At 65.3% G+C, this 22,048-nt stretch carries 15 protein-coding genes; 11 read left to right on the top strand and 4 right to left on the bottom strand.

All coding sequences use genetic code 11. The features are described from left to right. The first annotated feature begins 129 nt into the window (after positions 1–129). From AC5Y4C_RS15030 to AC5Y4C_RS15005, 6 genes are all read left to right on the top strand, one after another. Positions 130–2,136: a bifunctional copper resistance protein CopD/cytochrome c oxidase assembly protein gene (locus AC5Y4C_RS15030; protein ID WP_499963731.1), complete on the top strand. Its 2,007-nt coding sequence runs from the start codon at positions 130–132 to the stop codon at positions 2,134–2,136. Between the two features lie 312 nt (positions 2,137–2,448). Further along, positions 2,449–2,895 (top strand): single-stranded DNA-binding protein, encoded by a 447-nt coding sequence (locus tag AC5Y4C_RS15025; protein ID WP_499963733.1) that lies wholly within the window; start codon positions 2,449–2,451, stop codon positions 2,893–2,895. A 68-nt stretch (positions 2,896–2,963) separates the two neighbouring features. Beyond that, positions 2,964–4,640, top strand: a complete 1,677-nt coding sequence (gene ettA, locus AC5Y4C_RS15020; RefSeq protein WP_499908784.1) for an energy-dependent translational throttle protein EttA — start codon at positions 2,964–2,966, stop codon at positions 4,638–4,640. A 45-nt stretch (positions 4,641–4,685) separates the two neighbouring features. Beyond that, positions 4,686–9,530 carry an NAD-glutamate dehydrogenase gene (locus tag AC5Y4C_RS15015; RefSeq protein WP_499963735.1) on the top strand — a complete coding sequence of 1,615 codons (4,845 nt, stop codon included), beginning with the start codon at positions 4,686–4,688 and terminating at the stop codon, positions 9,528–9,530. Further along, positions 9,527–9,943, top strand: a complete 417-nt coding sequence (locus tag AC5Y4C_RS15010) for an acyl-CoA thioesterase (RefSeq protein WP_499908780.1) — start codon at positions 9,527–9,529, stop codon at positions 9,941–9,943. The genes AC5Y4C_RS15015 and AC5Y4C_RS15010 overlap by 4 nt, the downstream gene beginning before the upstream one ends. After that, positions 9,940–10,575, top strand: a complete 636-nt coding sequence (locus AC5Y4C_RS15005) for a DUF8010 domain-containing protein (protein ID WP_499909312.1) — start codon at positions 9,940–9,942, stop codon at positions 10,573–10,575. Before AC5Y4C_RS15010 ends, AC5Y4C_RS15005 begins: the two co-directional genes overlap by 4 nt. 13 nt (positions 10,576–10,588) lie before the next feature. On the opposite strand, the gene AC5Y4C_RS15000 is transcribed toward AC5Y4C_RS15005, so the two are convergent. Together AC5Y4C_RS15000 and AC5Y4C_RS14995 are read right to left on the bottom strand one after the other, a co-directional pair. Further along, positions 10,589–12,151, bottom strand: a complete 1,563-nt coding sequence (locus AC5Y4C_RS15000) for a glycoside hydrolase family 13 protein (RefSeq protein WP_499963737.1) — start codon at positions 12,149–12,151, stop codon at positions 10,589–10,591. 4 nt (positions 12,152–12,155) lie between these two features. Further along, positions 12,156–12,563 (bottom strand): globin, encoded by a 408-nt coding sequence (locus AC5Y4C_RS14995; protein WP_499963739.1) that lies wholly within the window; start codon positions 12,561–12,563, stop codon positions 12,156–12,158. 149 nt (positions 12,564–12,712) lie between these two features. On the opposite strand from AC5Y4C_RS14995, the gene AC5Y4C_RS14990 reads away from it, so the two are divergent. Genes AC5Y4C_RS14990 through AC5Y4C_RS14980 form a run of 3 tightly spaced genes read left to right on the top strand, consistent with a single transcriptional unit; the run spans position 12,713 to position 13,987 of the window. Then, positions 12,713–13,273, top strand: coding sequence for an HNH endonuclease (locus tag AC5Y4C_RS14990; protein WP_499909310.1), 561 nt, complete (start codon positions 12,713–12,715; stop codon positions 13,271–13,273). A gap of 26 nt (positions 13,274–13,299) precedes the next feature. Continuing rightward, positions 13,300–13,533 carry an aa3-type cytochrome oxidase subunit CtaJ gene (ctaJ, locus tag AC5Y4C_RS14985; protein ID WP_499908774.1) on the top strand — a complete coding sequence of 78 codons (234 nt, stop codon included), beginning with the start codon at positions 13,300–13,302 and terminating at the stop codon, positions 13,531–13,533. Continuing rightward, a complete protein-coding gene (locus AC5Y4C_RS14980) occupies positions 13,520–13,987 on the top strand; it encodes a DUF5130 domain-containing protein (RefSeq protein ID WP_499908772.1) in 468 nt (155 codons plus the stop codon). The genes ctaJ and AC5Y4C_RS14980 overlap by 14 nt, the downstream gene beginning before the upstream one ends. A gap of 118 nt (positions 13,988–14,105) precedes the next feature. On the opposite strand, the gene pepN is transcribed toward AC5Y4C_RS14980, so the two are convergent. Together pepN and AC5Y4C_RS14970 are read right to left on the bottom strand one after the other, a co-directional pair. Beyond that, entirely contained in the window at positions 14,106–16,679 is a 2,574-nt protein-coding gene (gene pepN, locus AC5Y4C_RS14975; RefSeq protein WP_499963741.1) for an aminopeptidase N, read from the bottom strand. A gap of 396 nt (positions 16,680–17,075) precedes the next feature. After that, entirely contained in the window at positions 17,076–17,492 is a 417-nt protein-coding gene (locus AC5Y4C_RS14970) for a hypothetical protein (RefSeq protein ID WP_499908768.1), read from the bottom strand. A 10-nt stretch (positions 17,493–17,502) separates the two neighbouring features. On the opposite strand from AC5Y4C_RS14970, the gene AC5Y4C_RS14965 reads away from it, so the two are divergent. Next, positions 17,503–21,345 (top strand): Ig-like domain-containing protein, encoded by a 3,843-nt coding sequence (locus AC5Y4C_RS14965; protein WP_499963743.1) that lies wholly within the window; start codon positions 17,503–17,505, stop codon positions 21,343–21,345. Positions 21,346–21,439: 94 nt separating this feature from the next. Then, positions 21,440–22,048 carry a mycothiol-dependent nitroreductase Rv2466c family protein gene (locus AC5Y4C_RS14960; RefSeq protein WP_499908764.1) on the top strand — a complete coding sequence of 203 codons (609 nt, stop codon included), beginning with the start codon at positions 21,440–21,442 and terminating at the stop codon, positions 22,046–22,048.

Raw genomic sequence — 22,048 nt, 5'->3', positions numbered from 1 at the left:
TATTCAAACGAGACCGCCGCGATCGCGTTCACCGAATCAACTGTGTTTTCCGACACACGCCCGCCGTTCGTATCGAGAGCGACGCTCTGGCATTGGTAGGTCATCCTCCCGCGGCCATACGCTGAGGTCATGACCGCAGAGCCACGCACCGCTCGACGGGCACCCATTTGGCCGGTGCTCGTTGGGGTGGCGGTGTTGGCCGGAGCGACGGCGGCCGCGATCGGGGCGCTGTCGCTGGCGGCCGCGCTGAGCGCAACAGGTCTGCCAGATCCAGGATCCCTGACCGCCTACGGGCTGCCGTTCGTCCGCGCGGCAGGCGAAGTCACCGCGGTGATCGCTGTCGGCTCCTTCTTGTTCGCCGCGTTCCTCGTGCCTCCGCAAGAAAGTGGCGTGCTGGACGCAGACGGGTACCGCGCGCTTCGCATCGGGACCGTGGCCTCCGGTGCATGGACAGTGTGCGCGGTGTTGCTGGTGCCGTTGACCATCTCCGATGTGTCTGGCCGGCCCGTGGTCGACATCCTGAACCCGGCGACGGTCTGGACAGCCGCCGGCGTGATCAACATTGCCGACGCATGGCGGTGGACCGCTCTCTTCGCGGCCATCGTGACCGTCGCGAGCATGCCCGTTTTGCGGTGGTCGCTGACGCCGTTCCTGCTGGCCGGGTCGCTGGTGACGTTGTTGCCGCTGGGCCTGACCGGTCACTCCTCGGCCGGCGGCTCCCATGACCTGGCCACCAACAGCCTGGTCATCCACCTGTTCGCGGGCGCTTTGTGGGCTGGCGGGTTGCTCGCCTTAGCGGTCCATGCGCTGCGCGGCGGGGAACACGGCGACCTCGCCGCGCGCCGGTTCTCCAGGCTGGCGGGCTGGTGTTTCGTGGCGATGGCACTCAGCGGGGTGATCAACGCGCTGGTCCGCATCCGGCTGAGCGACCTGGTCGGCACCACGTACGGCGGACTGGTGCTGGCCAAGGCGACAGCCTTGTGTGTGCTCGGTGTGCTCGGATGGCGCCAGCGCCGCGTCGGGCTGGCCGCGCTGGGCCGGGATCCTGCTGCGCGTAGGCCGCTGGTGCGGCTTGCCCTGATCGAGGCCGTGGTCTTTGGTCTCACTTTCGGTATCGCGGTCGGCCTAGGGCGCACTCCGCCGCCCTCGTCGCCTATCGGTTATCCCTCGATCCCGCAGGTGAAGATCGGCTACGACTTTTCCGGTCCGCCCACTGTGACCCGGGTTCTCTTCGACTGGCGGTTCGACCTGATCTTCGGCACGGCGGCCATCGTGTTGGCGCTGCTGTATCTGGCTGGTGTGCGCCGACTCCGCCGTCGCGGCGACGCGTGGCCTGCGGGGCGGACTTTCGCGTGGTTGTGCGGTTGCACGGTGCTGCTGTTCGCGACGTCCTCGGGGGTGGGCCGGTACATGCCGGCGATGTTCTCGATGCACATGGCCGCGCACATGCTGTTGTCGATGCTCGCGCCGATCTTGCTGGCGCTCGGCGGCCCGGTGACCCTGGCGTTGCGCGCGCTGCCGGCGGCTGGTCGGGGCGAGCCGCCCGGGCCGCGCGAATGGTTACTGATTGCCTTGCACAGCAAGCTATCTCGCTTCTTCACGCACCCGATCGTCGCGACGCTCATATTCGTCGTCGGCTTCTATGGCCTGTACTTCGGCGGCATCTTCGACGCGGCCGCCGGAAACCACGCCGCACACGTCCTGATGAACGTCCATTTTTTGCTCAGCGGCTACTTGTTCTACTGGGTGGTGATCGGCATCGATCCCACACCGCGGCCCATTCCGCCCGTGGCCAAGCTGGCCACGGTGTTCGCGTCACTGCCGCTGCACGCTTTCTTCGGGGTCGTGCTCATGGGCACCCGCACGGTGCTCGCTGAGGGGTTCTACCGGTCGCTGCATTTGAGCTGGCACACAGACCTGCTCGGGGATCAGCGGCTCGGAGGCGGAATCGCTTGGGCCGCAGGTGAAATACCACTGGCGGTGGTCATGATCGCGCTGTTGATCCAATGGAGTCGCAGCGATCAGCGCACCGCCAAGAGGCTGGACCGGGCGGCCGACCGCGACGAGGACGCGGAGCTGGCCGCCTACAACGCAATGCTGGCCGAACTCGCGCGCCGCGACGCGCGGTCACGCTAACCGCGCACCCCGCCCGCCCGGGGCCTGGCCGCTCGGGATCTGCTGGCTGCGCCCGCTCGGGGCCGCTGGCTTCGCCCGCCAACGTGAACCTGTTGCGGTGCTCGTCGGCGTGTCGCCTTCACAGCTTCACGTTCGAGACGTGTGGATCGCGCGAGGTGTGGCCTCGCCCGACAACATGGCACTCGTTATCCCCAACAGCCGCTTCATCCACAGGCGCGGCGTTCGACACGACCGATCGGCCGGGCGGCGTCGGTGCCGTTGGCGTCAATGGTGCTGCACGCCGTGAGCGTGAACCGGATGAGAGGAAACAACATGTTCGAGACGCCAATGACCGTGGTCGGCCGCATCATCACCGATCTACGACGCCGCCAGGTCGGCAACCAGGAAGTCATCAGCTTCCGGATGGCCAGCAATTCGCGCCGACGCGGCGCCGACGGCAGCTGGGAGCCCGGCAACACGCTCTACATCACCGTGAACTGCTGGGGCAAGCTGGTCACCGGAGTTGGTGCCGCGCTGGGCAAGGGCCGCGCGGTAATCGCTGTCGGTCACGTCTACACCAGCGAGTACGACGACAGCAACGGCGTGCGCCGCTCGTCGCTGGAAATGCGGGCCACCTCAGTCGGCCCTGACCTGTCGCAGACGCTGGTACGGGTCATCGAACCGGCGCCTGTAGTGGCCAAGGAGGCCGAGCCTGCAACCGACGCCGCAGAGCAGACGGACGCCGAGTCGCGCAAGGAGGCGCTGCCTCTGTCGGCTTAGCCCTGCTCGGTGGTGCCTAGGATGGTCGGGAGCACTCGAGCCGATCTACGAAAGGCATCACCGACGGCATGGCCGAATACATCTACACGATGCGGAAGGTCCGCAAGGCGCACGGCGACAAGGTCATCCTTGACGACGTCACGCTGAGCTTCTTGCCGGGAGCCAAGATCGGCGTCGTCGGGCCCAACGGGGCAGGCAAGTCGAGCGTCTTGCGGATCATGGCCGGATTGGATCAGCCCAACAACGGCGACGCGTTCCTGGCCAACGGCGCAACGGTCGGCATCCTGCAGCAGGAGCCGCCGCTGAATGAGGAGAAGACGGTACGCGGCAACGTCGAAGAGGGCCTCGGCGAGATCAAGGTCAAGCTCGACCGCTTCAACGAGGTGGCCGAACTGATGGCCACCGACTACTCCGACGAGCTGATGGAAGAGATGGGCCGCCTGCAGGAGGAGCTGGATCACGCCGATGCGTGGGATATCGACAGCCAGCTCGAGCAGGCCATGGATGCGCTGCGCTGCCCGCCGCCCGACGAACCGGTGACCCACCTGTCCGGCGGCGAGCGACGCCGCGTGGCGCTGTGCAAGCTGCTGCTGTCCAAGCCCGATCTCCTGCTGCTCGACGAGCCGACGAACCACTTGGACGCCGAGAGCGTGCAGTGGTTGGAGCAGCACCTTGCCAGCTACAAAGGCGCGATCCTGGCCGTCACTCACGACCGCTACTTCCTCGACAACGTGGCGCAATGGATTCTCGAGCTGGACCGCGGCCGCGCCTACCCCTACGAAGGCAACTACTCCACCTACCTGGAGAAGAAGGCCGAGCGGCTGGCCGTCCAGGGACGCAAGGACGCCAAGCTGCAAAAGCGGCTGCAAGAAGAGCTGGCGTGGGTGCGCTCCGGCGCCAAAGCGCGGCAGGCCAAGAGCAAAGCGCGGCTGCAGCGCTACGAGGAGATGGCCGCCGAGGCGGAGAAGACACGCAAGCTCGACTTCGAGGAGATCCAGATTCCGACCGGCCCGCGGCTGGGCAATGTCGTGGTGGAGGTCGAGCACCTCGACAAGGGCTACGACGGACGCGTGCTGATCAAGGACCTGTCGTTCTCGCTGCCGCGCAATGGGATCGTCGGCGTCATCGGACCCAACGGCGTCGGCAAGACCACCCTGTTCAAGACCATCGTCGGCCTCGAGAAGCCTGACAGCGGCACGGTGAAGATCGGCGACACCGTCAAGCTCAGCTACGTCGACCAGACCAGATCAGGCATCGATCCGAAGAAGACCGTGTGGGAAGTGGTGTCCGACGGCCTCGACTACATCGAGGTGGGCCAGAACGAGATCCCGTCGCGGGCCTATGTGTCGGCGTTCGGGTTCAAGGGCCCCGACCAGCAGAAGCCCGCGGGTGTGCTGTCCGGTGGTGAACGCAACCGGCTCAACCTCGCGCTCACGCTCAAGCAAGGCGGCAACCTGCTGCTGCTCGACGAACCGACCAACGATCTCGACGTCGAGACGCTGAGTTCGCTGGAGAACGCGTTGGAGAAGTTCCCCGGATGCGCGGTGGTGATCTCCCACGACCGCTGGTTCCTGGACCGCACCTGTACGCACATCCTCGCGTGGGAGGGTGATGCCACAAACGAAGCGAAATGGTTCTGGTTCGAAGGCAATTTCGCGGCTTACGAGGAGAACAAGGTCGATAGGCTCGGCCCCGACGCCGCTCGTCCGCATCGCGTCACGCACCGGAGACTGACACGCGACTAGGCTGCGGGTGCTCTCGCCGGCACGCCGCGCTCAACGAGGAGCCCTATGACGGTGAAGCCTGAGGCCGCGAGCGTCGACGGGTGGGACAAATTCGCACCGGGGCTTTTGCACGCCTACGTCGGCAGTTACCGCGGGCCTCAAGGTGATGCTCCGGTCATCGGCGACCGCGGGCTGACCGCACCGATCCAAGTCCGCGCGCAACAGGTGGTGACGCCCGCGCTGTTGGCCGCCCATGGCCGCTTGGGATTCTCGCGCAAGTCCGGCGCCACCAACGTCGCCGCCTTCGGCGACGACAACAGTCACGGCTTCGGGCCGGCGCTTCAGGTGATCACCGACGAGACGCCGATGCTGCTGGAGTCGCTGACCGTGCTGCTGAATCGCCTCGGCGTGGCCTACGTCGCGATCTTGAGTCCCGTGTTCCGGGTGCGCCGCAGCCCCGAGGGCGTGCTCGAAGACATCCGGCCCCGACCCGACAATAACCGCGCCGGGTCCGGCGAGATCGACGAAGCGTGGGTCCATGTCGAGCTCGCCCCCGGCGTCGACCGCAAGGCGCTCGACCAAGTCGAACGTCAGCTGCCGTCGGTGATCACCGACGCCCAACGCGTAGCGCACGACACCGACGCCATGCGAGATGCGCTGCACACACTGGCCGACGCGCTGGACCGCGACACCTCCGGTCGGTTCCCCGCCGAGCGCCACCGCGTCGCAGAACTGCTGCGCTGGTTGGACGACGCCCACTTCGTGCTGCTGGGTTATCAGCGCTGTTCGGTGTCGGAGGGACAGGCCGAGGTCGACGAATCGAGCCGGCTCGGTGTGCTGCGGCGCCGCCAGGACGTGTTCCCGCAGCTGACGGAGTCGGACGAGCTGCTGGTGGTCACGCAAGCGACGATGCCGACATATCTTCGGTACGGCGCCCACCCGTATATCGTTGTGGTTCGCGACAATTCGAAGGGCGAGGCGGTCGAGCACCGGCTGGTCGGTTTGTTCACCGCGGCCGCGTCCACCGCCAATGTCTTGGAGATCCCCATCATCTCGCATCGGGTCAAGGAGGCGCTCACCAAGTCCGGCCGCGACCCCGACTCGCTGTCCGGACAACTGCTGCTCGACGTCATCCAGACCTTCCCGCGCTCAGAGCTTTTCGCGCTCGACGTCGACGCCATCCTAGACATGGCCACAGCGATCACCGACGTGGGATCGCGCCGCCGGACCCTGTTGTTCATGCGCACCGACCAGCTCGGGCACTTCGTGTCGGCGCTGGTGTATCTACCGCGTGACCGCTACACCACAGCCGTGCGACTGCACATGATGGACATTCTGGTTCACGAACTCGGCGGCAGCAGCATCGACTACACCGCGCGGGTAAGCGAATCACCCTGGGCTGCAGTGCATTTCACGATCAGGCTGCCGGACGATGCGCCGCCCGGAGCCGTCGACACCTCCACGGAGAATCGTCAGCGGATTCAGTCGTTGCTCACCGAGGCGGCGCGCACGTGGGCCGACCGGCTGCTGGGTGAGGTTCGGTCCGGCTTCATCGGACAAGAACAGGCCGAGCACTACGCCGAGGCATTTCCCGAGGTCTACAAGCAGGCGGTGACACCCGAGGACGCGATCGGCCACATCGCGATCATCGAAGAGCTGCAAGATGATTCGGTAAAACTCGTCTTCACCCAAGCCGACGACGGCGAAGACCGGGTCGCGCAACTGACCTGGTTCCTCGGCGGCCAGTCGGCGTCGCTCAGCCGGTTGCTTCCAATGCTGCAGAGCATGGGCGTGATCGTGCTCGAGGAGCGGCCGTTCACGGTGACCCGCGCCGACGGCCTTCAGGTGTGGATCTACCAGTTCAAAATTGCCCTGCACCCGACGATTCCGGAGCCGTCCGAAGACACCGACCCCGAGGAGCGGGCACAGCGCTTCGCCGACGCCGTGACGGCGATCTGGCGCGAACAGGCCGAGATCGACCGGTTCAACGAGCTCGTGCTGCGGGCCGACATGACGTGGCAGCAGGTGGTGATCCTGCGGGCCTACGCGAAATATCTGCGCCAGGCCGGTTTTCCGTACAGCCAGTCGCACATCGAATCGGTGGTCAACGACAACCCGCACACCGCACGCTCGCTGGTCGAACTGTTCGAGGCGCTGTTCGACCCGTCGGACTCCGGCAAACGGGACGCGCAGGCGGCGGCTGCGGCCGTCGCGAAGGACATCGACGCGCTGGTCAGCCTCGACACCGACCGCGTCATGCGGGCGTTCGCGTCGTTGGTGCAGGCGACACTGAGAACCAATTTCTTCGTGACGCGCGAAGGGTCAGCCCGCGAGCAGGGTGTGCTGTCGCTGAAGCTCGACCCCGGCCTGATCGACGAATTACCGTTGCCCAGGCCGAAATTCGAGATCTTCGTGCACTCGCCGCGGGTGGAAGGGGTGCATCTGCGGTTCGGCCCGGTCGCCCGCGGCGGGTTGCGCTGGTCGGATCGCCGTGAAGACTTCCGTACCGAAATCCTCGGTCTGGTCAAGGCGCAGGCGGTGAAGAACGCCGTCATCGTGCCGGTCGGGGCCAAGGGCGGGTTCGTCGTCAAGCAGCCGCCGATGGCCATCGGTGACCCCGGCGCCGACCGCGAAGCGGTCCGCGACGAAGGCGTCGCCTGCTACAAGATGTTCATCGCCGGGCTGCTGGACGTCACCGACAACGTCGACCGCTCGTCCGGCAAGATCACACCGCCGCAGCGGGTGGTGCGCCGCGACGGCGACGACGCGTATCTCGTCGTCGCCGCCGACAAAGGCACAGCGACGTTCTCGGACATCGCCAACGAGATCGCCAAGTCCTACGGCTTCTGGCTCGGTGACGCATTCGCGTCGGGCGGCTCGGTGGGCTACGACCACAAGGCCATGGGCATCACGGCCAAAGGCGCCTGGGAAGCTGTCAAACGGCACTTTCGGGAAATGGGCGTCAACACCCAAACCGAGGACTTCACCGTCGTCGGGATCGGCGACATGAGCGGCGACGTGTTCGGCAACGCAATGTTGCTGTCCAAACACATCCGGCTGATCGCCGCATTCGACCACCGCCACATCTTCTTGGACCCCGACCCGGACGCGCAACGGTCGTGGGAGGAACGCAAGCGCCTGTTCGAGCAGCCGCGCAGCAACTGGGACGACTACGACAAGTCGTTGATCAGCGAGGGCGGCGGCGTGTTCAGCCGCGAGCAGAAATCGATCGAGGTGAGCCCTCAAGTGCGCCAGGCGCTGGGAATCACCGACGACGTGAGCGAGATGACGCCACCGGAGCTGGTGCGTGCGGTGCTGTGTGCACCGGTGGACCTGCTGTTCAACGGCGGCATCGGCACCTACGTCAAGGCCGAGTCCGAGTCCAACGCCGACGTCGGCGACCGCTCGAACGACCTGGTTCGCGTGAACGGGAATCAGGTGCGCGCCAAAGTGATTGGCGAAGGCGGCAATCTGGGTGTCACACAGTTGGGACGCGTCGAGTACGACCTGGCGGGCGGGCGCATCAACACCGATGCGTTGGACAATTCGGCCGGCGTCGACTGTTCAGACCACGAGGTCAACATCAAGATCCTGGTCGATTCGTTGATCACTGCCGGCAAGGTCGACGAGGGGGAACGCACGCAGCTGCTGGAGTCGATGACCGACGACGTAGCACATCTGGTGCTGTCCAACAACTCTGAGCAGAACGACCTGATGGGCACCAGCCGCGCCAACGCGGCAAGCTTGCTGACCGTACATGCCCGCCAAATCCGTGACCTCGAAAGCAACCGCGGGCTCAATCGCGAACTGGAAGCGTTGCCGTCGGACAAGGAGATACGGCGGCGGATGGACCAGGGATTGGGGCTGACTTCACCCGAATTGGCGACGTTGATGGCGCATGTGAAGCTCGATCTCAAAGACCGGGTGCTGGCCAGTGAGCTTCCCGACCAGGAGGTGTTCGCGTCGCGGCTTCCGATGTACTTTCCCGCCAAGCTGCGCGAGAACTTCACCAGTGACATCCGCTCCCACCAGCTGCGGCGGGAGATCATCACCACGATGTTGGTCAACGACGTCGTGGACTGCGGCGGCATCACGTACGCGTACCGCGTGGTGGAGGAAGCCGGCGTCAGCCCGATTGACGCCGTACGCACGTTTGTGGCCACCGACGCGATCTTCGGAATCGGCGAAACCTGGCGCCGGATCAAGACCGCCGGCGAAGAGGGTGCGATCCCCGTCAGCCTCTCGGATCGGATGACACTCGATCTGCGCCGGCTGCTGGACCGCGCTTCGCGGTGGCTGATCAACTACCGGCCCCAGCCGCTGGCGGTAGGCGCGGAGATCAACCGCTTCCAGTCCAAGGTCAGGGGGCTGGCACCGCGGATCGCGGAATGGCTCCGCGCCGACGACCGGCAGATCGTCACCAGCAGGGCGATGGACCTGGTGTCCCACGGCGCCACAGAGGATTTGGCGGGCACAGTGGCTGCGGGCCTCTACAGCTACAGCCTGCTCGACGTGATCGACATCGCCGACATCCTCGACCGTGACACCGTGGAGGTGGCCGACACATATTTCGCGCTGATGGGTCACCTGGGCATCGACGGCTTGCTGTCGGCGGTGTCGGAGCTCGACCGGCATGACCACTGGCACGCGTTGGCGCGGTTGGCACTTCGCGACGACATTTACGGATCGTTGCGGTCTTTGTGCTTCGATGTGCTCGCAGTCGGAGAGCCGGAGGAGAGCGGGGAAGAGAAGATTTCGGAATGGGAGCACACGAACACGTCGCGAATCGAGCGGGCGCGACGCATTCTGACGGAGATATATGAGAGCGACGAGCACGACCTGGCGACGCTGTCAGTGGCGGCTCGCCAGATCCGCACGATGACGCGAACCGGAACCGGAACGTCTGCATGAGTGTCCGGGGATTCACCACACCTGTGCCGGTGCGGTGGAGCGACATCGACATGTACCAGCACATCAACCATGCGACGATGGTGACGATCCTCGAAGAGGCCCGAGTGCCCTTTTTGCGTGAGCCTTTCGAAGCGGAGATCACCACGATCGGTCTGCTGATCCACGAGGTGCGGGTGCTCTACAAGGGCCAGCTGCGGCTCGTCGACTCGCCGCTGCAGGTCACCATCTGGACCAAGCGCGTGCGCGCGGTCGACTTCACGCTCGGCTACGAAGTGCGGTCGGTGCACGCCGACCTACACTCGAAGCCGGCGGTGGTCGCCGAGACGCAGTTGGCTGCGGTGCACATCAAAGAGCAGCGGCTGCAACGGCTTTCACCGTCACAGCAGGACTATTTGCGGGCTTGGATGCGATGAACCCGGCTCCCGAGCAGGGCTTGTGGGTGGCTGACCCCGCCGAGCGAGCGAACCTCACCGCCTTCGCCGAACGTGTACGTCGACTCGACGACGCTGCGGTGATCCGGCTGCGGCAGCGCTCTGAGCGCACGGTCGTGGCTTGGGCCGCAACAGGATTCGATGTTCTCGCGAGCCGGGTAGCCGTCGGCAGTGTGCGGCCTGTCGACGTCTGCGTCGGCACCGACGCGCTTCTTCGCGGACTGGCCGCGGCGGATGCTTCGGGATTCGTCGACACCGGCTTTCCGCTGGATTCGGCGTGGCGCGGGCCGCTGCCACCGGATTCGGGATTCGTCCACGTCGACGACGTGCCGGCGGGGGTGGTGCTCGAACTGGCTGAGCGCGGGGCAGAGGTATCCAAAGAGCAGGGGGCCCAGGGTCCGCCGGTGTCGCTGCTGGATCAGGAAGTACTGCACGTCAGCGGAGCCGGCGTGACTGTCGGAATTCCGCTTCGGTGCGTATTCGCTTTGACGGCAATGAGCTTCGTCGATCCGGCTTCAGGCATGATCCGGGTGCGCACGGTAGGGCCGTGGCTGCGCATCGATGCGCCCTATGGTTCGGTGTATTACCGCCGTCAGCTGCTGCGGATCGTGTGACGCTGCGCCCGGGTCAGCGGAGCAGCCAGGCGGCGGTGTTGCGGGGGAGCCGGCCGTCGGCGAGCGGACCGCTGCTGAGCAGCAATTCGCCCTGCGGTAGCTCGACGGAATCGGCGTCGACGTTCAGCGCGCACACCAGCGCGTCGACCCGAAAGATCAGCGCGCCCCTCGGCGCGTCGTCGTCCCAGTGCAACTGTGCGCCGGACAATCCGCGCCGCAAGTGCAGGGCGCGACGAAAGAAGTTCAACGTCGAATTCGGTTCGGCCAGTTGGCGTTCCACGGTCAACATCGCCCACTCTGGCGGCATGGGCAGCCATGTGTCGGGGTTGTCGGAAAACCCGAACGGCGGCGCGTCACCCGTCCACGGTATTGGCACCCGACAGGCGTCGCGACCGCGTTCGGCGCCGCCCGAGCGGAACCACACCGGGTCCTGCAGCACCTCGTCGGGCAGGTCGACGTTCGGCAGCCCGAGCTCCTCGCCGTTGTAGACGAACACGGTGCCGGGTAGGGCGAGCATCACCAATGCCATGGCCCGTGCCCGCGCAAGCCCGACCTCTCCGCCGCCGTAGCGGGTGACTTCGCGATCGACGTCATGGTTGGCCAGCGTCCACGTCGGCGTCGCGTTCTCTAGTGCGGCGGCCGCCAGCGAGTTCTCGATGGCGTCGCGGATCTCGGTTGCGTCGAACTCGGCCCGCACAAGCCGGAAGTTGAAGCCGAGATGCAGCTCGTCGGGACGTAAGTACTTGGCGAACTCCTCGTTGTCGAACACCCAGACTTCGCCGACGGCGACAGCGTGCGGGTAGTCGTCGAGGACGGCGCGGATGGCGCGGTGGATGTCGTGCACGGTGTCATGGTTGAACCGCGGATCCCGATTGCCGGTCAGCAGCATTTTGGCGCCGGGGTCCGCCATGTCCGGCAAGCCAGGCGGTTTGGCCATACCGTGCGCGACGTCGAGGCGGAACCCGTCCACGCCGCGGTCGAGCCAAAACCGCAGCGTCTTCTCGAAGTCGGCGAAGACCTCCGGGTTGTCCCAGTTGAGGTCGGGCTGCTCGCCGTCGAACAGGTGCAGGTACCACTGACCGGCAGTGCCGTCGGACTCGGTCACCCGTGTCCATGCCGGGCCACCGAACACCGAGACCCAATTGTTCGGGGGCAGTTCGCCGCTCGGGCCGCGGCCGTCGCGGAAGATGTAGCGGTCACGTTCCACGGAGCCTGGTCCGGCGGACAGTGCGGCCTGAAACCACGGGTGCGCCGAGCTGGTGTGGTTGGGAACGAGATCCATGGTCACCTTGATGCCGCGCTGGTGTGCGGCTGCGACGACGCGGTCGAGCGCGTCGAGGCCGCCGAAAAGCGGGTCGACGTCGCGCGGGTCGGCGACGTCGTAGCCATGGTCGGCCATCGGGGACACCGTGACGGGATTGAGCCAGATCGCGTCGACGCCAAGCAGGTTCAGATAGTCGAGTCTTGCGGCGACGCCGTCGAGGTCGCCGACGCCGTCGCCGTTGCTGTCGGCAAACGAGCGGGGATACACCTGGTAGAACACCGCGCGCGCCCACCACGGGTCAATACTCGTCATGGCGTCAGAACGGCGAATTCACCATCGAGTGAGCTGCCATCTCGAGGTAGTTCAGCAACTCCTGGCGGTGCTCGTCGTCAAGCGTCTCTGAGTCGACCGACGCCACCGCCGTATGCATGCATCTCAACCATGCGTCGCGCTCGAACGGGCCGATCCGAAACGGTGCGTGCCGCATCCGCAGCCTTGGGTGGCCGCGCTGTTCTGAGTAGGTCCGCGGACCGCCCCAATACTGCTCGAGGAACATTCGTAGCCGCTCCTCGGCGCCGTGCAGGTCTTCCTCCGGGTACAGCGGCCGCAAGATTTCGTCGTCTCGTACGAGCGCGTAGAACGTCGACACGATCTTGTGAAACGTTGGCGCGCCGCCGACGGCGTCGTAGAACGACTGCTGGGTTGTGGAATCCATCCCCTCCATTGTGGGCCATAGCCGACCGTCACCCGATGTTCACCGACTGACCTGCGAACACGATCAGAAATGTCGTGCACTATGGCCCTATCCGTGGTGAACTGATCGGCGGAGGTGACATGGCGCAGCGCAGGAAGAGCCGCGTGGCTGAGCGCGTCATGCACAGCGTCGAAGACCACGCCGCCCCCGAATCCACCTCGCTGTGGGGCCGCCGCCGGGTTTTGCTGCTGAACTCCACTTACGAGCCGCTGACTGCGCTGCCGATTCGTCGCGCCGTGGTGATGCTGCTCTGTGGCAAGGCCGACGTGGTACACGACGACCCCGCCGGGCCAGTGATCCATTCCGCGAGCCGCACCATCGTCGTGCCGTCGGTGATCCGACTGCGTTCTTACGTGCGGGTGCCCTACCGGGCCCGCATTCCGATGACCCGCGCGGCGCTGATGCACCGCGACCGCTTTCGGTGCGCGTACTGCGGGGCGAAGGCCGACACCGTCGACCACGTTGTCCCGCGCAGCCGCGGTGGCAGCCACACGTGGGAGAACTGCGTCGCAAGTTGCTCGACCTGTAACCATCGCAAGGCCGACCGGCTGCTCAGCGAGCTCGGCTGGACCTTGCGGCTGGTACCGACCACACCCAAGGGCCAACACTGGCGGCTGTTGTCCACCGTGAAGGAACTCGACCCGGCATGGATGCGATACCTGGGTGAGGGCGCGGCGTAATTGAGCGCTGAGATACGGTTTGCCTCGTGAACGCTTTCGAGGTCCACGCCCTGTTCGTGGGTATTCCGCTGTTGCTGGTTTTGATTCTCGTCGCGTTGATCTGGTCGGGGAAGAATCCGCATCCTCCGGCGTACAAGATGTCGGAGCCGTGGACGCACGAGCCGATCCTGTGGGCAGCGGTCGACGAGCGCATCGGCGACGGGCACGGTCACGGTTCGGATCAGCTGACGATCGGAGGTGGCGCCAGTGGCAAGTGGTGAGCTCGCGACGATTCCGGAAACCGGCCTACCACGCGGCTCGGTCATCACCGCCAGCGGGCGCATCTCCAGTGTCACCGAGCCCGGCGAGCTGTCGCTGCAGTATCCGTTCTCCACGATGGATCTGGTCAAACTCGACGACGCCCTGACCTACGGGTCGCGCACGTCGAAGGCCCGCATGGCCGTCTACATCGGCGACCTCGGGGAGGACACGGCGGCTCGCGCCCGCGAGATCCTGGCCCAAGTGCCTACCCCCAACGACGCCGTGCTGTTGGCCGTGTCGCCCAACCAGCGGGCGATCGAGGTGGTCTACGGCGCCGGCGTGCGCGGCCGCGGCGCGGAATCCGCAGCTCCGCTCGGTGTCGCTGCTGCGGCGTCGGCTTTCAAAGAAGGCAATCTGATCGACGGGCTCGTCAGCGCCGTGCGGGTGATGAGCGCCGCGATCTCTCCGCCGTAGCGCGTCGCGGTTTGTCTGAGGCAGAAGTGACCAATGAGACCACATCTGTCTCTTACTCACACAACTCCCGAGCGCAGACTGGAGTCGTCGTGCCCGGCTCTTAGCGACAATCCGCCCGCTAAGCCGTCGCGTCGAAGCGCCGAGCGCGCAACGCACGCTCGACACCGGCCTTGCCTTCCACCACCAGGCGTCGTAGCGCCGGCGGCAACTCTCCCGCCAGAAACGCATCGGCGGCCGCAAGGCCTTCTTCGCTGATGTCCCACGACGGGTAGAGACCGACCACCACGGTCTGCGCGACCTCACTGGACCGTCGTGCCCAGACCCCGGGGATGTCTTCGAAGTAGCGGGTGGTGAACCGCCGTAACAACTCCGCCTGCCCGGGCGAGACGAGTCCGCCGATGATCGCGCGCCCGACGATGTTGGGCAGCGTGTCGTCTTCGATCACTTTGGCCCACGCCTGCTCTTTGACGTCGACCTGCGGGCGAGCCGCCGACGCCGCCGCGGCGTGCCGCTTGCCCGCAGCTGTCGGATCGCGCTGCACCTCCGCGTCGATCACCGGTGTCTCCGGGCCGTCGGCGTCGATGACACCCGAACGGGCCAGTGCGGTGACGATTCGCCACCGCAGGTCGGTGTCGACGACGAGACCGGGCAGTCCCTTTTCCTCCGGCGCGGTGTCCAGCAGCGCCGACAGCACCTCGATGTGGCGCACTTTGAGCACCGACGAACACAGCGCGTTGACGTACGCAAGCTGATGGTCGGAGCCCGGCTCAGCGGCCCGGGCCAGCTCCAGCAGCCGGTCGGCAAACATCGGCCAGCCGTGTTCACACGCCCAGCCCGGGTCCGCGTAGGAGCCCAACGCGGTCTGCGCCTGCAGCAGCAGCCGCTGCGCCACACCGACCTCGGTCTCCGCCTGCACGCCCCGGCACACCAGCGCCACGAAGTCGCGGCCGCGCAACTCCGCGTCGCGGGTCATCTCCCATGCCGCGGACCACACCAGTGTGCGCGGCAGTGGCTCCGCGATGTCGGCGATGCGGCTCAGCGCGGTCGACAGCGACTCGTCGTCGAGCCGCAGCGAGCAGTACGTCAAGTCGTCGTCATTGACCAGAATCAGCTTGCCGCGCGAAACCCCCTGCAGCGCAGGCACTTCCGTGACCTCGCCGGAGACGTCAAGCTCTTCGCGATGCGCCCGCACCAGCTTTCCCGCGCCGTCATCGTCATAGATGCCCACAGCGAGCCGGTGCACACGAGTCTCACCGGCGCCGGGAGCCGCCCCGCCCTGCCGGATCGCGAAGCGCGTGAACCGGCCGTCGGCATCCACCTCGAAGTCAGCGCGCAATGTGTTGAGGCCCGTGGTCTTCAGCCATTGGTTGCCCCAGTCCGACAGGTCGCGGCTGGACGCCTTCTCCAGCGCCGACAGGAGGTCGTCGAACGTCGCGTTGTCGAAGGCGTGGGCGCGGAAGTAGTCACGCAGGCCCGCCAGGAAGTTCTCCAGCCCGACGTAAGCCACCAGTTGCTTGAGCACACTGGCGCCCTTGGCGTAGGTGATGCCGTCGAAGTTCACCTCCACCGCGGCCAGATCCGGGATGTCGGCGGCCACGGGATGTGTCGATGGCAGCTGGTCCTGCCGATACGCCCATGATTTCTCGGCGTTGGCGAACGTCGTCCACGCCTCGGTGAACTCGGTCGCGCGGCTTTGGCACAACACCGACGCGAACGTCGCGAACGACTCGTTGAGCCACAAATCGTCCCACCATCGCATGGTGACCAGGTCGCCGAACCACATGTGCGCCATCTCGTGCAACACCGTTTCGCAGCGCCGCTCGTAGGACGCCCGGGTGACCTTGCTCCGGAACACGTAGTCCTCCAAAAACGTTACCGCGCCGGCGTTTTCCATAGCGCCGGCGTTGAATTCCGGCACGAACAACTGGTCGTACTTGCCGAACGCATACGGCACGCCGAAGTTCTGGTGGTAAAAGCCGAAGCCTTGCTTGGTCTGCGTGAAAAGCCTTTCAGCGTCCATGAATTCGGCCAACGAGGCGCGGCAGAACAGTCCCAGCGGAATCGACCCGTGTTCGTCGGTGTATTCGTCGTCCCAGCGGGCGTAGGGTCCGGCGATCAACGCGACGAGGTAGGTGCTCATCCGAGGCGTGGTCGCGAACGTGTGCACACCGTTGTCGACGCTGACCGTCGCGCCGTTGGACACCACCTGCCAGTGCGCGGGAGCAGTGACGACGACGTCGAACGTGGCCTTGAGATCGGGCTGGTCGAAGCACACGAACATCCGCTTGGCGTCGGCGGTCTCGAACTGCGAATACAGATACACCTCGTTGTCGACGGGGTCGACGAATCGGTGCAGCCCCTCGCCGGTGTGGGAGTAGAGGCAGTCGGCGTCGACGACCAATACGTTGTGTTCGTCGACGATGGTGAGCGGAATGCCGGTGGACTCGTCGTAGCCCGACACGTCGATGTCGATGCCGTTGAGGGTGGCGCTGCGCACCGTCTCTGCGGCTATGTCGATGAACGTGTCGGCGCCCGGCAGCGCATTGAACGTCACCGTGGTCACCGACCGGAAGGTCCGTTCGCCCGGTGCGCCGTCACCATCGGTGAGGTCCAGCTCGATCTTGTAGTTGTCGACGGTCACCAGCGCGGCGCGCTCGATGGCCTGGTCGCGAGTCAGGTTCGGAAGTGCCACGCCGTCCAACATATCGCCGCAGTGCGCGGGGCGCCGGGCGGCTCAGGCGGGCTGGCATCAACAGCTGATTCATCCAGCAAACGAGACTGTCATGATCATTTCGCGCTACGAGCGATTCGAGCAGCAAACTTCTGTTGATAGTTGAGCAGCGGGTTCGGCCGATTCCGCGCGCCGGAAGACCAAGCAACTATTTGCATGAGAAAGCACATCATTACGTATGCGTCAATTTCCAGGATCTCTGTCTTTCCTGGACATACGCTGCTCATTGCCTGTGCGCGTGCCCAAACAGTGGTTGGCAGGTCGCGTCGCAGAATCTTGGGAGTTCAGCATGGCATCGACAAAGGGGTCGCACCGGGCCGTCTCTAGCAAAGCTCACCGCAGCGCGGGCGGCACAACTTATGCGCGGTACATCGGTCGAGTCGGCGCATTGGCCGTCGCGCTCGGCGTTGGGGCGGCGATTGCCAGCACACCTGGTGTGGCCTGGGCCAGCCCCGAGAACTCGACCTCGCCGGCCTCGCCGGGTGGCGAGGACTCCAGCCCGGGCACCTCGCCCGGGCCGGCTGCCAACACGCCGCCGAGCCAGAAGCACCGGTCGCTTCCCCCGCTGCAGAAGCCCGGCAAGTGGAACCCGCACAAGAAACCCCCGAGGCAGTCGCCGTCAGGCCCGACCAATACACCCGACTCCGGGACCGCGGTCAGCAGCCCGGGTGCTCTGAACACCTCAGTCGACGACCACGACACCGACGGAAAAGCAGGCGCTCCTGCCGCCAACGCCCCAACAGGTCCCGACGTCACCGCCTCCGAAAAGGACAAGCAGCCCGTCGTGGCGTTCGACGTCGGCGCACAACCTCCTTCGTCACTGCAGTCACCGGTGTCCTTGCCGAATCCGCCTGTGTCGACGGATGATTCGCTTGCCGAGCCAGTGCTCCCGACGGCGGCGCTTCCTAAATTGAACCGAACCCACGAACAGCCAGCGAGGCAGAGGCAATTCAACCGCGGCCCTGCTGTTGCGCTCACCGGGTCATCAGACCCGTCCAAGCCCGCAGCCGACGTCGACGCTCCCACGACGCAGACGACCCTGGCCGGCAACGCCCGAAGCGCCGAGCCGGGGGTGCTGAAGTTCGCCGCACCACAGTCGCCGTCCTCCTCGGCGACGGCCACTTCAGCAGTTGTGCCGACGTCGTTCGCGACGGCCGCCGCAACGCCTGTGACACAAGCGCAGGCAACCCAGCCGACGCTGGCGACCCCCGGCGCCACTGGAGTCATGGGGACGCTGATGAGCGCGGTGCTGTCGCCGCTGCTCGCGCCGTCACCGGCCGCTCCTGCACCCCAGCATCCGCTGTTGTGGGCGGTTCTTGGTTGGGCGCGCCGCTCGTTCGTGAATCAGTCGCCGAACATCTCGCCGACAGTCGGCGCCCCAGATGCCTTGGGCAACATCAAGATAACGCTGAACGAGACCGACACCGACGGCGACCGCTTGGTCTACACCGCCACGAACGGCGCCAAAGGCACGGTCACGGTCAATTCCGACGGGCACAGCTTGACCTACAAGCCCGATCCTGGTGCCACCGGCACAGACACGTTCACCGTGAAGGCCAACGACAACACGAACTTTCACCTGCACGGGCTCTTAGGTTTCCTCAAGCCCAACGGCGGCCACGTTTCCACGAAAACCGTGACAGTGACGCTGCCGGCGGCCGATACAGCTCCGGCTGTGGGCCAGCCAGTTCGCGGAACTCCAAACGCCGACGGGTCATTTGGCGGATCATTCCGCGTCAGTGATCCCCACGTGAACGACGTGACGGTCGCTGTGGCGGACCAGCCGGACTACGGCAGACTCGATTACACCGTCTCCCAGGTGGACGCGACAACCCGACAGGTCAACTACACCTACACGCCGACGCAAGCGGGAAGCATCAAGGCAGGACTCACTGAGGCCGATGAGACCGACAGCTTCACCTTCTCGGTCGCCGACCCGCAGCACCCTCCGGTGCCGGTGGTCGTCGACCAGATCGTCGTGACGCCAACGCATTTCGAGGTTTCTACTGCGACTGCGTCGACTGGAAACCAGCCGATAGGAATCGTTACGGTTGGCGACAGGCTGTATGTCGCGAACCAGTTGAGCGGCACAGTGTCTGTGTTCAATGCCGACACTCTGGAGCCGGTCGACACGGACAATTCCGTTGCTGGCGCCACTCCCATCTCGGTCACCCAATACCCGGGATTCATCGCTGTCAACGGCACGAAGCTCTACGTCGCCTCGCCAGCCGGTTATGTCGGGGTCGTCGACACAACGACGAATAAAGAAGTGGCGCGTATTCCGGTAGCCACCAACTCCGTACAAATCGCTGCCGCCGGCAATAAGGCCTACATCAGCAACGTCAGCGATAATACGGTGACGGTGATCGACACCTCCGCCGACAGCCCGGCCGCCGGCATCGCCCCGATTCCGGTGGGCGCCCGACCTCTGGGACTGGCCGTCAACGGCGACAAGCTCTTCGTGGCGAACTCAGGCGACAACACTGTGAGCGTAATCGATCTCCAGACGCACCAAGTCGTCGACACTGACACGAATACGCCTGGCGTCCAAGGGATCTCCGTGGGAGGCGCCCCGTTCGCAGTGGCGGCAAGCGGCGACCGCATCTACGTCTCCAACAGCACAGACGGCTCGGTGACAGTGATCGACAGCACCAACTATCACGTCGTCGGCACGGTGGCCGTCGGCGCCAGCCCCTCCTCCATCGTATTCAGCCCAGACGGCACGGTAGCGTATGTCACGAATTCGAGCGACGACACTGTGTCAGTGGTAGACACCACGTCCAATCAGGTCATCACGACAATTCATTTCGATGCCCCGCCCGACCCTTCCACTCCGTCGTCGCTCAACCTCGCCGCGATCAGCGCCGATGGCAAGCGCCTGTTCGTCGACGATGCGGCGGACAACAATGTCACGGTGCTCTCTCTTGTAGCGGGGGAGAACGCGAAGGCGCCGCAACCCACAGCGGTAGTCGACCAGGCACACATCAGCGATGCGACGGGCGCAGTCCAGGTGGCGGTGACAGTCGGTGATCCCGAGGGCAACTCGGCGATCGTCACGACCAGCAAAGCACAACATGGCGATGTGGCGGTGGTTGCGAACGGCGATGGCACCTACACCGTCACCTATACGCCGACTGAACAGAGCCGCATCGACTATCACACCGGGCCGACGCAGGACAGCTTCACGGTCTTGGTCAACGACGGCTACCGCGTCGCCGAGGTCCCGGTGACTGTGCCGATCAGTGCGCTGAACGTCGCACCGGAGGTGTCGGTCGATTCGACGGCGCCGAACCAGGACGGCGCGGTGACTGTCTTCATCACCGTCAGAGACCGCAATGGCGTGGAGCCGCCGAACGGCGACCCCATTACCGTCTCGATCACACAGCAACCGACAACAGGAACGATCTCGAATCCGGACTACCTGAGCAACGGAGTGTACATCGCTACGTACACGCCCACACCAGAGGCGCGCGTCGCGGCGTACGGCACGGGGCCGGACGCGGACACATTCACTGTCACCGTGAGCGATGGCAAGAACCAAGTGACACGCGACGGCACAGTCGCCATCAGCCCACGCGCCGCAGTTGTCGTGGGGACCTTGCCGCTGACCGATAGGCAACATTTCGCAGAGGACGCGGTGGTGGTCGGTAAGCAGCTTTACGTCTCCGACGGCTTGGACAACGTGGCGGTGGTCGACATCGATCCGGCCAGTCCGACGTACGGCAAGGTGGTCGCGACCCTCACCGTCGACGACCCGAACTCGGGCTTTCCTGACGGTATGGCTCTCGTCGACGACCGGTTGTATGTAGTTGCCGGGGGCGACATTTGGATGGTTCACACCGATCCCGACAGCCCGGACTATCTCCAGGCCGGCACCATCTTTGATCCCTCGACGAGCGGATCGTTCGCTTTCACCGGCGACATGGCGGCGGCCGGAAAGTACCTCTATGTAGGAGAGAACGGCGCCGTCGACGTCGTCGACGTCAACCCGGCGAGCGCGAACTATCACACCGCGGTCGACACCATCTTCCTCGGGTCGCCCAGTAATCCTCACTACGCAGCAGCCATGGTTGCCAGTGGAGATCGGCTCTATGTGAACGACCCGTTCGACCGGGTGGTGAGCGTGATCGACCTCAACCCGGAGAGCGATGATTACCACACGGTGATCGCTTACATCGATACCGGAGCCGCCGCAGGCCCCACCTATAGTGCGGCTTCAGACATCGCCGCCACCGCCGACCGCTTGTACGTCAGCGATCCGGGTGACGACCGGGTAACTGTTATCGACATCAACCCGGCAAGTCCGGGGCGCAACACCGTGATCGATATCGATCCCAGCACACCGGAAGTCGACGGCATCGCTGTCTCGAGCGCGGCCGGTTTGGCAGTTGTGGGTGAGCGGCTCTACGTGACCAGCCACCTGGGCGACGAGGTGACGGTCATCGACACGGCGACGAACAAGGTCATTGATGTCGATCCGACGACCTCTGATGTCGATACCTTGCAGGTGGGACCAAACCCCAGAAACATTGCCGTGGGCGGCAGCCGCCTCTACGTGACGAACCATTCAGACAGCAGTGTGACCGTCATCGAGACCGGGATGTCCTCACCTTCCGGCACCCTGTAGGGAACAGACGCCTCCGATCGGCTCGGAACAGGTCCTCGCGCTTGTGGGTTGTGCCTGAGTGCAACACTGAACGCATCCGCTCGAGAGGACCGCTATGCCCGAGAAGTCTGTTGCCGATTTCTGGTTCGACCCGCTGTGCCCGTGGTGCTGGATCACCTCGCGCTGGATCCTCGAGGTGGAGAAGGTCCGCGACATCGAGGCCAACTTCCACGTGATGAGCCTCGCGGTGCTCAACGAGAAGAAGGACGTGCCGGACGAGTATCGGGAGAAGCTCAAGGATGCGTTCAAGCCGGTGCGCGTGCTCATCGCTGCCGAGCAGGCCAAGGGCTCCGAGGTGCTCGCGCCGCTGTACACCGCGATGGGCACCCGCATTCACAATCAAGGCAACAAACACCTCGACGCCGTCATCTCCGAGTCGCTCGCCGAAGTCGGCCTGCCCGCCGAACTCGCCGAAGCCGCCACCACCGACCGCTACGACGAGGCGCTGCGCAAGAGCCACCACGCCGGCATGGACGCGGTCGGCGAAGACGTCGGCACCCCGACCATCCACGTCAACGGCGTCGCGTTCTTCGGCCCAGTGCTGTCGCGCATTCCCCGCGGCGAGGACGCGGGCAAGCTGTGGGACGCATCGGTGACGTTCGCCTCTTACCCCCACTTCTGGGAACTGAAGCGCACCCGCACCGAGCCGCCGCAGTTCGACTGA

It is taken from the genome of Mycobacterium sp. NGS35 (genome assembly GCF_059812855.1).
Note: the sequence above shows the minus strand (reverse complement) of the source record. Positions and strands in the feature narration are given on the sequence as shown.